11 protein-coding genes are annotated in these 12,373 nt (G+C 69.7%); 8 read left to right on the forward strand and 3 right to left on the reverse strand.

Annotated features, from left to right (window positions below; translation table 11 throughout):
* Positions 1-187 precede the first annotated feature (187 nt).
* The 5 genes from ACZ7DL_RS20410 to ACZ7DL_RS20430 all read left to right on the forward strand — a co-directional run bounded on the left by ACZ7DL_RS20410 (position 188) and on the right by ACZ7DL_RS20430 (position 5,475).
* A complete protein-coding gene (locus ACZ7DL_RS20410; RefSeq protein WP_470775649.1) occupies positions 188-1,213 on the forward strand; it encodes an MraY family glycosyltransferase in 1,026 nt (341 codons plus the stop codon).
* A 94-nt stretch (positions 1,214-1,307) separates the two neighbouring features.
* Entirely contained in the window at positions 1,308-3,152 is a 1,845-nt protein-coding gene (gene dnaK / locus ACZ7DL_RS20415; protein WP_470775651.1) for a molecular chaperone DnaK, read from the forward strand.
* The gene (gene grpE, locus ACZ7DL_RS20420; protein WP_470775653.1) at positions 3,149-3,805 is read left to right on the forward strand and encodes a nucleotide exchange factor GrpE; all 657 of its coding nucleotides are present in this window, start codon (positions 3,149-3,151) and stop codon (positions 3,803-3,805) included. Before dnaK ends, grpE begins: the two co-directional genes overlap by 4 nt.
* A 42-nt stretch (positions 3,806-3,847) precedes the next feature.
* Positions 3,848-5,020: a molecular chaperone DnaJ gene (gene dnaJ, locus ACZ7DL_RS20425; protein ID WP_470775655.1), complete on the forward strand. Its 1,173-nt coding sequence runs from the start codon at positions 3,848-3,850 to the stop codon at positions 5,018-5,020.
* A 5-nt stretch (positions 5,021-5,025) separates the two neighbouring features.
* Entirely contained in the window at positions 5,026-5,475 is a 450-nt protein-coding gene (locus ACZ7DL_RS20430; RefSeq protein WP_055705130.1) for a heat shock protein transcriptional repressor HspR, read from the forward strand.
* 97 nt (positions 5,476-5,572) lie between these two features.
* Here ACZ7DL_RS20430 and ACZ7DL_RS20435 read toward each other — a convergent pair whose 3' ends face one another.
* Positions 5,573-7,279, reverse strand: coding sequence for a PA14 domain-containing protein (locus ACZ7DL_RS20435; protein WP_470775656.1), 1,707 nt, complete (start codon positions 7,277-7,279; stop codon positions 5,573-5,575).
* A 294-nt stretch (positions 7,280-7,573) separates the two neighbouring features.
* Between ACZ7DL_RS20435 and ACZ7DL_RS20440 the strand changes: the two genes are divergently transcribed.
* Together ACZ7DL_RS20440 and ACZ7DL_RS20445 are read left to right on the forward strand one after the other, a co-directional pair.
* Positions 7,574-8,680 carry a sugar ABC transporter substrate-binding protein gene (locus ACZ7DL_RS20440; RefSeq protein ID WP_470775657.1) on the forward strand — a complete coding sequence of 369 codons (1,107 nt, stop codon included), beginning with the start codon at positions 7,574-7,576 and terminating at the stop codon, positions 8,678-8,680.
* A 274-nt stretch (positions 8,681-8,954) separates the two neighbouring features.
* Positions 8,955-9,998 carry a helix-turn-helix transcriptional regulator gene (locus tag ACZ7DL_RS20445; protein WP_470775658.1) on the forward strand — a complete coding sequence of 348 codons (1,044 nt, stop codon included), beginning with the start codon at positions 8,955-8,957 and terminating at the stop codon, positions 9,996-9,998.
* A gap of 113 nt (positions 9,999-10,111) precedes the next feature.
* On the opposite strand, the gene ACZ7DL_RS20450 is transcribed toward ACZ7DL_RS20445, so the two are convergent.
* Positions 10,112-11,122 (reverse strand): helix-turn-helix transcriptional regulator, encoded by a 1,011-nt coding sequence (locus ACZ7DL_RS20450; RefSeq protein WP_470775659.1) that lies wholly within the window; start codon positions 11,120-11,122, stop codon positions 10,112-10,114.
* Positions 11,123-11,413: 291 nt separating this feature from the next.
* Between ACZ7DL_RS20450 and ACZ7DL_RS20455 the strand changes: the two genes are divergently transcribed.
* Positions 11,414-11,749, forward strand: coding sequence for a hypothetical protein (locus tag ACZ7DL_RS20455; protein WP_470775661.1), 336 nt, complete (start codon positions 11,414-11,416; stop codon positions 11,747-11,749).
* 145 nt (positions 11,750-11,894) lie between these two features.
* Here ACZ7DL_RS20455 and ACZ7DL_RS20460 read toward each other — a convergent pair whose 3' ends face one another.
* Entirely contained in the window at positions 11,895-12,308 is a 414-nt protein-coding gene (locus ACZ7DL_RS20460; protein WP_470775663.1) for a pyridoxamine 5'-phosphate oxidase family protein, read from the reverse strand.
* Positions 12,309-12,373 lie beyond the last annotated feature (65 nt).

Genomic DNA, 12,373 nt, shown 5'->3' on the forward strand with positions numbered 1-12,373 from the left:
GCGGCCTCGGTCTGAACGAGCTGTCTGAGCTGAGCTACATTACTAAGCGGTAACTTATGCAGTTCGTCTGAGACTACCCCCATCTTCCGTCGGGATGCAGCAGGGCGCGGGGTGATATGGGTCGCCGCCCGGCAATCAGATCGTGTTATTCGTACCGAATTGATACTTTCACCCCTACCTTAGAGCCGTGCTCTACGGGATTGCCGCCGCCTCCGCCGCCCTGCTGCTCACCGCCGTGCTCGCAGCGGCGTTCCGGCTGCCCGCGCTCAGGGCTGGAATCCTGGACCGCCGTCGGCAGCGGCCCCTTCCGCTTCTCGGCGGGCTCGCCGTCGTGGCGGTCACCTCTCTGGTCTCCTGGATGGGCGAGTGGACCCGGGTCGCCCCCCTCGGGGAGGGGGTCGGGGGGCTGCTGACGGCCGCCGTCGGGGTCGCCGCGCTGGGCCTGGTGGCCGACGTGTGGCGGCTTCGCGCGCGCGTGCTCGTCGCCGGTACGGCCGTGGCGGCGGCCTGGGTGGTGCCGTACGACGAGACGGGCGTCTGGGGCGGGGTGCTGGCCGTCGGCTGGGTCGTCCTCGCCACGCTCGCCTTCAAGGGGCTCGACCACGCCGACGGCCTGGCGGGCACGATCGGGGTGATCACCGCCTTCGGCGCCGGGGCCTGTGCCGCCGCCGAGGTGATGGACGGGCTGGCCGTGCTGCTGAGCGTGGTCGCCGCCGCCCTCACCGGGTTCCTCATGCACAACTGGCCTCCCGCGCGGATCGGGCTCGGCGCATGCGGCTCGCTGTTCACCGGGTTCCTGCTGTCGTCGGCGGTCGTCTTCACGCGCGCGGGGTACGAGATCGGGCCGAGCGCGGCGGTGGTGTTCTGCCTCGGTGCCGTCGCCGTCGCCGACGCCCTGCTGGTGGTCCTCGCCCGGGGGCTGGCCCGGCGGCCGCTGCTGCGGCGCGGCCCCGACCACCTCGCGCACCGGCTGCGGCGGCTCGGGCTCGCCCCGCAGGGGGCGGTCGTGCTGCTGGGGACCGGCTCCTTTTCGGCCGTGCTCGTGGGGGTACTGGTGCACACCGGCTGGACCGGGAAGGGGGCCGCGCTCTGGGTGGCCGGCGGGACGGTCCTCGCCGTTGCCGTTCTCGTCCTCCTCAGGACGCCTGTCCAGCAGCCCCGAGGTGTGCCGTCGACGCAGGTCAGCGGGCACTTGCGTGTAAGGAACGGATAAGAGTTGAGCCCAGCTGGCTCAGGTCTGTTGACCCAGTGGGTCCGCTCATGCACACTTGAGCCTGTTCCACTCAAGTCAGCTGGAGGAATCAACCATGGCACGTGCGGTCGGCATCGACCTGGGCACGACTAACTCCGTCGTCAGCGTTCTGGAGGGCGGCGAGCCCACCGTCATCACCAACGCCGAGGGTGCCAGGACCACGCCGTCCGTCGTCGCCTTCGCGAAGAACGGTGAGGTGCTCGTCGGCGAGGTCGCCAAGCGCCAGGCGGTCACGAACGTGGACCGGACCATCCGCTCGGTGAAGCGCCACATGGGCACCGACTGGAAGATCCAGCTCGACGGCAAGGACTTCAACCCGCAGCAGATCTCCGCGTTCATCCTGCAGAAGCTGAAGCGGGACGCCGAGGCCTACCTGGGCGAGAAGGTCACGGACGCGGTCATCACCGTCCCGGCCTACTTCAACGACTCCGAGCGCCAGGCGACCAAGGAGGCCGGCGAGATCGCCGGCCTGAACGTCCTGCGCATCGTCAACGAGCCGACCGCGGCGGCGCTCGCCTACGGCCTCGACAAGGACGACCAGACGATCCTCGTCTTCGACCTCGGTGGCGGCACCTTCGACGTGTCCCTCCTGGAGATCGGCGACGGCGTCGTCGAGGTGAAGGCCACCAACGGTGACAACCACCTCGGTGGTGACGACTGGGACCAGCGCGTCGTCGACTACCTGGTCAAGCAGTTCCAGTCCGGCCACGGCGTGGACCTGTCCAAGGACAAGATGGCCCTCCAGCGCCTCCGCGAGGCCGCCGAGAAGGCCAAGATCGAGCTGTCCTCCTCCACCGAGACCTCGATCAACCTGCCCTACATCACCGCGTCCGCCGAGGGCCCGCTGCACCTGGACGAGAAGCTCACCCGGGCTCAGTTCCAGCAGCTGACGGCCGACCTGCTGGAGCGCTGCAAGACGCCGTTCCACAACGTCATCAAGGACGCCGGCATCTCCATCAACGAGATCGACCACGTCGTCCTCGTCGGTGGCTCCACCCGTATGCCCGCCGTCGCCGAGCTCGTCAAGGAGCTGACCGGCGGCAAGGAGGCCAACAAGGGTGTGAACCCGGACGAGGTCGTCGCCATCGGCGCCTCGCTCCAGGCCGGTGTCCTCAAGGGCGAGGTCAAGGACGTCCTGCTGCTCGACGTCACCCCGCTGTCCCTCGGCATCGAGACCAAGGGCGGCATCATGACCAAGCTGATCGAGCGCAACACCACGATCCCGACCAAGCGCTCGGAGATCTTCACCACGGCCGAGGACAACCAGCCGTCGGTGCAGATCCAGGTCTACCAGGGCGAGCGTGAGATCGCGGCCTACAACAAGAAGCTCGGCATGTTCGAGCTGACCGGTCTGCCGCCGGCGCCGCGTGGCGTCCCGCAGATCGAGGTCTCCTTCGACATCGACGCCAACGGCATCATGCACGTCACGGCGAAGGACCTCGGCACCGGCAAGGAGCAGAAGATGACCGTCACCGGCGGCTCCTCGCTCCCGAAGGACGAGGTCGACCGCATGCGTGAGGAGGCCGAGCGCTACGCGGAGGAGGACCACAAGCGCCGCGAGGCCGCCGAGGCCCGCAACCAGGGCGAGCAGCTGGTCTACCAGACCGAGAAGTTCCTCAAGGACAACGAGGACAAGGTCCCCGGCGAGGTCAAGACCGAGGTCGAGGCCGCGGTCGGCGAGCTGAAGGAAGCCCTCAAGGGCGAGGACACCGCCGAGATCCGCACCGCCACGGAGAAGGTCGCCGCCGTCTCGCAGAAGCTGGGCCAGGCCATGTACGCCGACGCCCAGGGTGCGCAGGCCGCCGGCGGTGCCTCCGCCGGTGCCGGTGAGGCCAAGGCCGACGACGACGTCGTGGACGCCGAGATCGTGGACGACGAGCGCAAGGACGGTGCCGCGTGACGGAGGAGACCCCGGGCTTCGAGGAGAAGCCCGACGTCCCCTCCGGCGCCACCTCCGACGACGCCGAGCCGAAGGCCGCCCCCGAGGAGGGGGCGGCCCCGGCCGGGGACGCGAACGAAAGTGCCGGTCTGGTCGCCCAGCTGGACCAGGTGCGCACCGCGCTCGGCGAGCGCACGGCGGACCTCCAGCGCCTTCAGGCCGAGTACCAGAACTACCGCCGCCGCGTCGAGCGCGACCGGGTCGCGGTCCGGGAGATCGCCATCGCGAACCTCCTGACCGAGCTCCTGCCCGTGCTCGACGACATCGGCCGCGCGCGCGAACACGGCGAACTGGTCGGCGGCTTCAAGTCGGTGGCCGAGTCGCTGGAGACGGTCGCGGCCAAGCTGGGGCTTCAGCAGTTCGGCAAGGAGGGTGAGCCCTTCGACCCGACGATCCACGAGGCCCTGATGCACTCCTACGCGCCGGACGTCACCGAGACGACCTGCGTGGCGATCCTCCAGCCCGGGTATCGCATCGGCGAGCGCACCATCCGCCCCGCGCGAGTGGCCGTCGCCGAGCCGCAGCCCGGCGCGCAGTCCGGCAAGGGCGAGGACGCCGAGGAGAGCACCGCGGCGGCCGACGACAAGGACAACGGTGGCCCGGACGAGGGCTGACGGGAAAACCCAGGGGAACCGCGGAAAGGGGGTACGTCGAGGATGAGCACCAAGGACTTCATCGAGAAGGACTACTACAAGGTCCTCGGCGTCCCCAAGGACGCCACCGAGGCCGAGATCAAGAAGGCGTACCGGAAGCTCGCCCGCGAGTTCCACCCGGACGCCAACAAGGGCAACGCCAAGGCGGAGGAGCGCTTCAAGGAGATCTCCGAGGCGAACGACATCCTCGGCGACCCCAAGAAGCGCAAGGAGTACGACGAGGCTCGCGCCCTGTTCGGCAACGGCGGCTTCCGCCCCGGGCCGGGCGGGGCCGGCGGCTCCTTCAACTTCGACCTGGGCGACCTCTTCGGAGGCGCGGGCGGTGCCCAGGGCGGAGGCTTCGGCGGCGGACTCGGTGACGTCTTCGGGGGCCTGTTCAACCGGGGCGGCGCCGCGGGCACGCGGACCCAGCCCCGGCGCGGCCAGGACATCGAGTCCGAGGTCACGCTGAGCTTCACGGAGGCCATCGAGGGCGCCACGGTGCCGCTCAGGATGTCCTCCCAGGCACCCTGCAAGGCATGTTCCGGCACCGGCGACAAGAACGGCACACCGCGCGTGTGCCCGACCTGCGTCGGCACCGGGCAGGTCGCGCGGGGTTCCGGCGGCGGCTTCTCGCTCACCGACCCCTGCCCCGACTGCAAGGGCCGCGGCCTGATCGCCGAGCACCCCTGCCTGGACTGCAAGGGCAGCGGCCGGGCCAAGTCGTCCCGGACGATGCAGGTCCGCATCCCGGCCGGGGTCACCGACGGCCAGCGGATCCGGCTGCGCGGCAAGGGCGCGCCCGGCGAGCGGGGCGGCCCGGCGGGCGATCTGTACGTGGTCGTCCATGTCGGCGAGCACCCGGTGTTCGGGCGCAAGGACGACAACCTCACCGTCACCGTGCCGGTGACGTTCGCCGAGGCGGCTCTCGGCGGCGAGGTGCGGGTGCCGACCCTCGGCGGCCCGGCCGTCACCCTGAAGCTGCCGCCCGGCACGCCGAACGGTCGTACGATGCGGGCGCGAGGCAAGGGCGCGGTCCGCAAGGACGGCACCCGCGGCGATCTGCTGATCACCGTGGAGGTGCGTGTCCCCACGGACCTGTCGGGGAAGGCTCGTGACGCGCTGGAGGCGTATCGCGAGGCGACTGCGGGCGAGGATCCGCGGGCGGAGCTGTTCGAGGCCGCGAAGGGAGTCTGAGAGAGATGGACGGCCGTCGACGTAACCCGTATGAACTGACCGAGGAGACCCCGGTCTACGTCATTTCGGTGGCGGCCCAGCTCTCCGGACTCCACCCGCAGACGCTGCGCCAGTACGACCGCCTGGGCCTTGTCTCCCCGGACCGCACCGCGGGCCGGGGCCGCCGCTACTCGGCCCGTGACATCGAACTGCTCCGCCAGGTGCAGCAGTTGTCGCAGGACGAGGGCATCAACCTGGCCGGCATCAAGCGGATCATCGAACTGGAGAACCAGGTCGCCGCGCTCCAGTCCCGGGTCGCGGAGCTGGAGGCGGCCCTGGACGGCGCTGCGGCCGCGATGCAGCAGCGCGAGGCCGCGGTGCACGCCTCCTACCGGCGCGACCTGGTTCCGTACCAGGAGGTCCAGCAGACCAGCGCGCTGGTGGTGTGGCGGCCGAAGCGGCAGCAGCAGGACTGAACCGAGTGGAACGGGAAGGGGCCGGCAGGAGCGATCCTGCCGGCCCCTTCCGCATGCCCAGGGCGGCGCCAGGGCGCCTACGGGGTCAGGGCGGTGCTCAGGGCGCCAGGACCGCCCCGTCGCCGCCGGGCGCGGACTCGGTGCCGTCCGCGGCGAGCGAGGTCACCCAGTAGAAGTGGGTGGTGCCCTGGGCGGCGCCGGTGTCCTCGTAGGAGGTCCCGGTCGTCTCCGCCAGCTTCTCGTACGCCTCGGTGCCGGGGTTCCAGCGGTAGACCCGGTAGCCGGTGGCGTCGGGTACCGGGGACCAGCCCAGCGTGACCGGTGCCGCGCCGTCCTGCCCGGTGGTCGCCGTCACGTGCACCGGCGAGCCCTCGGGCGTGGTCACGCTCGGCGTCATGTCCAGCTCGGTGGCGACCACGGCCTCGGCCGGGCCGTTCCACTCGACCGCCGAGTTGCCCTCGTCGTCCACGGCGTCGACGAAGAAGCAGGCTTCGCCGCCGTCCGGGAGCGTGGTGTAGGCGTGGGAGGTGGCGGTGGGCGAGACGTAGTCCGTCGCGAGGCCGTAGCAGACCCGGTCGTCCTCGTCGCCGACCAGCTCGCCCCGGTGGACCGTGTAGTACTTCAGGTCCGTGGCCGGGTTCTTGTCCCAGTCCAGTCGGAAACCGTACTCGGTCGGGGTGACCTTCAGACCGGTGACGAGCGCCGGCGGGTCGTTGTCCCAGATCCTGCCTCGCTGCGGCACGGACGGGGCGGACTCGTTGCCGGCCGCGTCGGTGGCCGACACCCGGTAGTAGTAGACGACGCTCTCGGCGGCCGAGGTGTCCAGGTAGGAGGGCTGGGCCGTGGTGGCCAGCTCGATATAGGTGCCGTTCTCGGCCGGTGCCCGCAGGACCCGGTACGACACCGCGCCCGGGACCTCGCCCCAGGCGACCTTCAGCCCGCCCGTACCACCCTCCGGGGTCACCTCGCCGGTCGCGCGCGTGATGACGGGCACGGCGGGCGCGACCCGGTCGACGGTGGTCACGGCCTGGTCGGCCGTACCCGCGGACTCGTTGCCGGACCGGTCGTAGGCGCGGACCTCGTAGGAGTACGTCTCGCCGGTCTGCGGCAGGGAGCTGTCGATGTACGACGTGCCGGTGGTGGTCGCGAGCGGCTTGCTGCCGAACGCCGTGCCCTTCAGGCGCCGGTAGACGCGGTAGCCGGCGAGGTCCATCTCCTTGTTCTTCGCCCAGCTCAGCTTCGCTTTGCCGGTCGCCTTGTCGTACGACGCCGAAACCCCGGCCGGCACCAGGGGACTGACCTTGTCGACGTCGGCCTCGGCGCGCGGGGCGTAGCCGAAGGAGACGGACGCGCCGCCGGTCCAGTTGACGTAGTCGACGCGCAGGGTGTGTCGGCCGGATGGAATGGTGACGTTGACCGTTTTTGCCTGCGAACGGGAGACGTTCTTCCACAGGTCGACCTTGCGGGTGCCGTCGAGGTAGACCCGGATGCCGTCCTCGGCGGTCGCGGCGAGGCTGAAGGGGCCGCCGGAGCCGAAGTCGCGGGTGACGGTCCAGCGCACGCCGAAGTTGTCCTTCGGCAGGCCCGAGGCGGGCGCGCCGGTGCCCCACTGCTCGTTGACGCCGCTGTCGCAGTCGGTCTTTTTCGGGGTGCCGGAGAAGGTGGTGTTCGCGTAGAACTGCCGGGTGTAGACCGGTGAGGAGCAGCTCGTGGTGGCGGACGCGGGCGGGGCGACCGCGCCGAGCAGTGCGCAGGAGGCGACGAGTACGACGGCTGTGGCGGTCGTACGTCTGGCTGGGTTCATTCGGTCCTCTGATCGATTTCGAGCGCGGCTCGGGGCCGCCGTGATCACGACTCGCGGTGAACCGGGTTGGTTGTGCGGATCGTTGCCGAACCGTGAACTCCCTTGGGGTGGACGGTCCGTAAAAAGCGTTTGAAGGGGGTTTCGCGTGACCTTCACAGGTGCAGCTGAGCGTGGTGTTGCGCACTCGTTAAGTGATTCTTCTTGACGCCGGGTGTGGCCTCCGCGTTGTCTTTTCAGACACCTGGGTCGTATAGCAGCACCCACGTCCGGAACGCACCTGAAGTGAGCCCCCGAATGCGTCGTATCGCCATATCCGTGGCCGCGTCCACGATGACCCTCTCGCTCGCCGGCTGTGGCGTGCTGAACGCGACGGGGGACGGGGCGAGCGCGAGCCCGACCAAGGGCAACGACGTCACCGTGGGCCTTCTGCTGCCGGAGAAGGCGAACACCCGCTACGACAAGTTCGACTACCCCATCATCAAGGACAAGGTGGCCGAACTCACCAAGAAGCAGGGCAAGGTCGAGTACGCCAACGCGGACGCGAGCGCCACCCGGCAGGCCGAGCAGCTCGAGAACATGATCGATAACAAGGTCGACGTCATCCTGCTCGACGCGGTGGACGCGCACGCCGTCGCCGCAGGGGTGAAGAAGGCCAAGGACGCGGGCATTCCGGTCATCGCCTACGACCGTCTCGCCGAGGGCCCGATCGACGCGTACATCTCCTTCGACAACGAGCTCGTCGGCGAGGTGCAGGGCCGCAGCCTGCTGGAGGCGCTGGGGTCGGACGTCGACACGTCCGACAAGATCGTCATGATGAACGGCTCGCCCACCGACCCGAACGCCAAGCAGTTCAAGGAGGGCGCGCTCTCCGAGCTGAACGGCAAGGTGACCATCGCGGCGAGCTACGACACCACCGACTGGAAGCCGGAGAACGCCGAGGCCAACATGGCCAAGGCGATCGCGTCGATCGGCAAGAACAACATCGCCGCCGTCTACTCCGCCAACGACGGCATGGCGGGCGGTGTCATCAAGGCCCTGAAGGTGGCCGGCGTCACCGAGCTGCCCCCGATCACCGGCCAGGACGCCGAACTCGACGCCGTGCAGCGGGTCGTGTCCGGCGAGCAGTACATGAGCGTCTACAAGTCCTACCCGGACGAGGCCGAGGCCGCCGCGCAGATGGCCGTCACCAAGATCCAGGGCAAGGACATCCAGTTCGACGCCCTCACCCAGGACCGGGTGGACAGCCCCACCGCCAAGGACATCCCGGCCAGGCTTGTCCAGGTCACCGCGCTGACCAAGCGCACCATCAAGGACACGGTCGTCGCGGACGGCATCTACAGCGTCGACGCCATCTGCACCGTCAAGCACAAGGCGGCCTGCGCGGCGATCGGCCTGAAGTAGGTTCCGCGCTCTCCGGCGGTCCCTCGCGGACGGCCTCCCCCCGGTATCGCGCCACCCCCGTGGGCGCGCTACGGGAGGAGGCACCCGCGATGCCGAAATCACGTCCGCACCACCACCATCGTCTTGTTGCAACGTGTGGGATGGAGCGTCACCGAAACCCGGGCATAGTGGCTGTTTTCGGCGGCCGGTGCGACAGGAGCCGTGTTGCGGACCGGGTCGGGGCCGCGCATAGTTGCGCTGCGGAAGTGGCAGCACACCGGGGGTGGAATGGGCGATGGCCGGGCACGGGGCGGAGGAGCATCCTCACGGTGCCGACCGGCTGTGCGAGGCCGGGGACCGTGTGTATTCCCGTGCCGTACGCCGGGGACGGGTACCGCGCACGGATGCCGAACCGGTGCCCTGCCTGCTGGAACTGGCCCTGCTGCACCCGGATCCCGACGACATGGACTGGCTGGTGCCGACCTCGCCGCAGGAGGTCATGACCCGGCTGCTGCGCGGGGTCTACGACGAGGTCAGTGAGAGCCAGCGGCGGGTGGGCTCGGCGGTGGCCGCCTTCGAGTGGTACGCGGACCTGGGCCGGCAGCTGGGGACGCCGGCGGGCCCCGGCGAGGGCACCGCGATCCGCGTCCTGGACGGACTCTCCCGCATCCAGGCCGCGATGGACGAGGCCACCGAGGCGTGCACCACCGAGGTGCTCACCGTGCAGCCGGGCGGCATCCGGCGGGAGGCGGAACTCACCGAGGGTCTGCACCGGGCGCTGGCGCTGCGCGGCCGGGGCGTGCGGATGCGCGACCTCTACACGCACGTGGCCCGGCACGGCCAGGGACTGCTCAACTACCTGGAGCTGATGGGCGACACGGTGGAGGCCCGTACCCTGGACGAGGTCATCGACCGGCTCATCCTCTTCGACCGCACCGTGGCCTTCATCCCCGCCAACGCCGACCGCACGATGGCCCTGGAGCTGCGCCACCCGGCCCTGGTCGAATACCTGGTGACGGTCTTCGAGCGCCTCTGGCGCCTCGCCATCCCGCTGACGGCCCCCCTGCCCGACACCGGCATCGAGGGCATCTCGCACCGCGAGCAGTCCATCGCCGCGCTGCTCGCCGAGGGCCACCAGGACGCGGTCATCGCCGAGCGGCTCGGCATCAGCGTGCGCACCTGCCGGGCCCATATCGCCCGGCTGTCGGAGACGCTGGGCGCGGCCAGCCGTACCCAACTGGGCGTCCGGATCGCCCAGGTGGGTTTGGACGGTCACCGCCCGCCGGTGCCGACCAGCGCCCTCACCGGTCCGGATCAACAATCCCCGAGCGTCCGATGAGCTAGCCGAGCTGCGCCCGGCTGCCGCTGCCGCCACCGAGGGAGGGCGGCGCGGACGCGGAGGCGGTGCCGCCGTGCGGGGCCCTTCGTATCGCTCCGGGCCCGGTCATCGCCTCACTGGTCCCGGTCCAGGATCCCGGACTGGGCGATGAGATAACCGAGCTGGGCCCGGCTGCCGCTGCCGAGGGCCTGGGCGAGTTTGGCGATGTGGGCCCGGCAGGTGCGGACGTTCATCCCCAGCCGGCGGGCGATGGCCTCGTCCACGTGGCCCTCCACGAGGAGTTTGGCGATGGAGTGCTGGATCTCGGTGATGCCGTCGGGTGCCGTCTCGTAGGGGGCGCCGGCGCTCAGCGGCACCGCCCGGTCCCACATGAACTCGAACACCTTGATCAGGTAGCGGACGAGCCCCGGGTGCCGGAGTTCGAGGGCGACCTGCCGGTCGTCCCGGACCGGTATGAAGGCCACGGTCTCGTCGCAGATGATGAGGCGCTCGACGAGTTCGTCGATGGTGCGGTACTCCGCCTTGCCGTCGACGAACTGGTCGACGTAGGCGAGCCTTTCGGGGCTGTACCGGGCCGTGTGCTGGTAGAGCGTGCGGATCCGTACGCCGCGTTCGATCAGCGGCTTGTCCCGTTCCAGTCCCTCGACCAGCCGGCGCTCGGGATGGCGGGCACTCGGCTGGACCGTGAGGACCTCCTTCTGGCACTGGGCGGTGGCCAGGTCGAGGGCCGTGTTGATCCGGTCCAGGCCCTCCAGCACGGTGATGGAGTGGGTGGTTGCCGTCGCCTGGGTACTGAGGTCCATGAACGGCTCGAAAGCCTCGGCCAGTTCGGTTGACAGCCGCCTGCGCTCGGTGATCTCGCGTTCGAGGGGGTTGAGCCGCTGGGACAGGGCGACCGACGGCGGTACGGGCCGCAGCCAGTCGGCGTCGTCGGGGTCGGGGTGGAGGAGAGCGAACTCCATCAGGCAGGGAGCGGCCTCCACATCGGCGCGCGAGACGCGTCCCATGCGCAGAGCGTTCGCGTAGAGGCGGCTTCCCTCCGGGCAGAGGTCCGTCAAGGCATGGGGATGTGTCTCGATAGTCTGATTCGTTGCCAAATCTCCACCCCCCAGGGTCCTGAACATGCAGGAACATGATGCACTGATTGTGTGGTCATGACGTGTCCGAATGAGCCATCGTCTTATCCGACGGGGGAAGAGGGGACCTTCAAGTGAGGACGAAGCCGACTATGCGTAAGAGAATGCTTCGCTCGGTGCTTGTCGCCGCCTTCTCCGCCGTTGTGGCCTTCGGATCGCTGAGTGGCCTCTCTGGCGAGAAGGGTGACGTTCGAGCGGACACCGTCTGGTCTGTTACGGCTCCGGTCGCCGGTGACGGCGCCACGTCCGCCACTCCAGATGACACCGTGTGGAGCTGACGTGACCACTCCACCTGACGACCGCTCCTTCCGCCGCGAAATGGCCACCGCCTACCGCTCCGGCTGGCACTTCATCGACTTGGTCACCGCCATCCCCCACAGTGGTGACTCGCTGATGGTGACCGTGTTCGGCGAGCCGGTCGTCGTCACGCGGGACGAGGACGGAGACGTGCGGGCGTACCGATGCCTGCGTAAGCCGCGTGGCGCGCCGCAACCGGTGCGATGTGCCATCCGGTACGGAATGATCTTTGTGAACCTGGACCAGCGGGATCACCGGCTGTACGAGCCGGCGGAGTCCGACCTGAGGACCATCTCGGCCACCCCCCGCAGTGCCTGACGCGATTCCCCCGTCGTAACACATCGCTCAGGCGCTTCCCCCCGCAGCGGGGGGGCCGCGAGCCGAAAAAGAGGACGACGGCGCAGGGTTTCCGGGAGAGTCCTGGGGCGGGGGGAATCTCACGATGGCCGAAAACCGTCGGATCTCAGCCGTGCCCGAGCGCCCGCTCCACTTCGATCTCGATCACCACCCGGGACGGGTTCGGGGCGGGCGTCCGTTGGTACCGATCGGCGTACCGGCGCACCGCCTCCGCCACCCGCTCCGGCTCGGTCCGTACCCGCGCGCGCCCCTCCAGCGTGGCCCAGCGCCGGCCGTCCACCTGGCACACCGCCACCCGGGCGCCCTCGTTCCCGGCGGCGCGCACATGGGCCACCTTCGCGCTCGATCCGTTCGTGATCACCCGGGCCAGCCGCGCCGCCGGGTCGTAGGTCACCCCGACCGGTACGACGTGCGGGCTGCCGTCCGGCCGGAGGGTGGTCAGCGTGCACAGATGCCGCTCGCGCCAGAAGGCGAGGTACGGCTCGTCGGGGGAAACCGGATCCACGGAGTGCCTCGTCATAGGCGCAACCTAGCCCCGAACCACTGCCCGGCTGACCTTGAGTGGAATAGACTCAACTTTGTGTA

This window comes from Streptomyces sp. NPDC036984 (assembly GCF_055607665.1).

Bases quoted from the DNA above. Each gene is read 5' to 3' on its own strand.
- dnaJ (WP_470775655.1), top strand. From the start codon at position 3,848: ATGAGCACCAAGGACTTCATCGAGAAGGACTACTACAAGGTCCTCGGC.
- ACZ7DL_RS20435 (WP_470775656.1), bottom strand. From the start codon at position 7,279: ATGAACCCAGCCAGACGTACGACCGCCACAGCCGTCGTACTCGTCGCC.
- ACZ7DL_RS20460 (WP_470775663.1), bottom strand. From the start codon at position 12,308: ATGACGAGGCACTCCGTGGATCCGGTTTCCCCCGACGAGCCGTACCTC.
- ACZ7DL_RS20450 (WP_470775659.1), bottom strand. From the start codon at position 11,122: ATGTTCAGGACCCTGGGGGGTGGAGATTTGGCAACGAATCAGACTATC.
- ACZ7DL_RS20440 (WP_470775657.1), top strand. From the start codon at position 7,574: ATGCGTCGTATCGCCATATCCGTGGCCGCGTCCACGATGACCCTCTCG.
- ACZ7DL_RS20445 (WP_470775658.1), top strand. From the start codon at position 8,955: ATGGCCGGGCACGGGGCGGAGGAGCATCCTCACGGTGCCGACCGGCTG.
- ACZ7DL_RS20430 (WP_055705130.1), top strand. From the start codon at position 5,026: ATGGACGGCCGTCGACGTAACCCGTATGAACTGACCGAGGAGACCCCG.
- dnaK (WP_470775651.1), top strand. From the start codon at position 1,308: ATGGCACGTGCGGTCGGCATCGACCTGGGCACGACTAACTCCGTCGTC.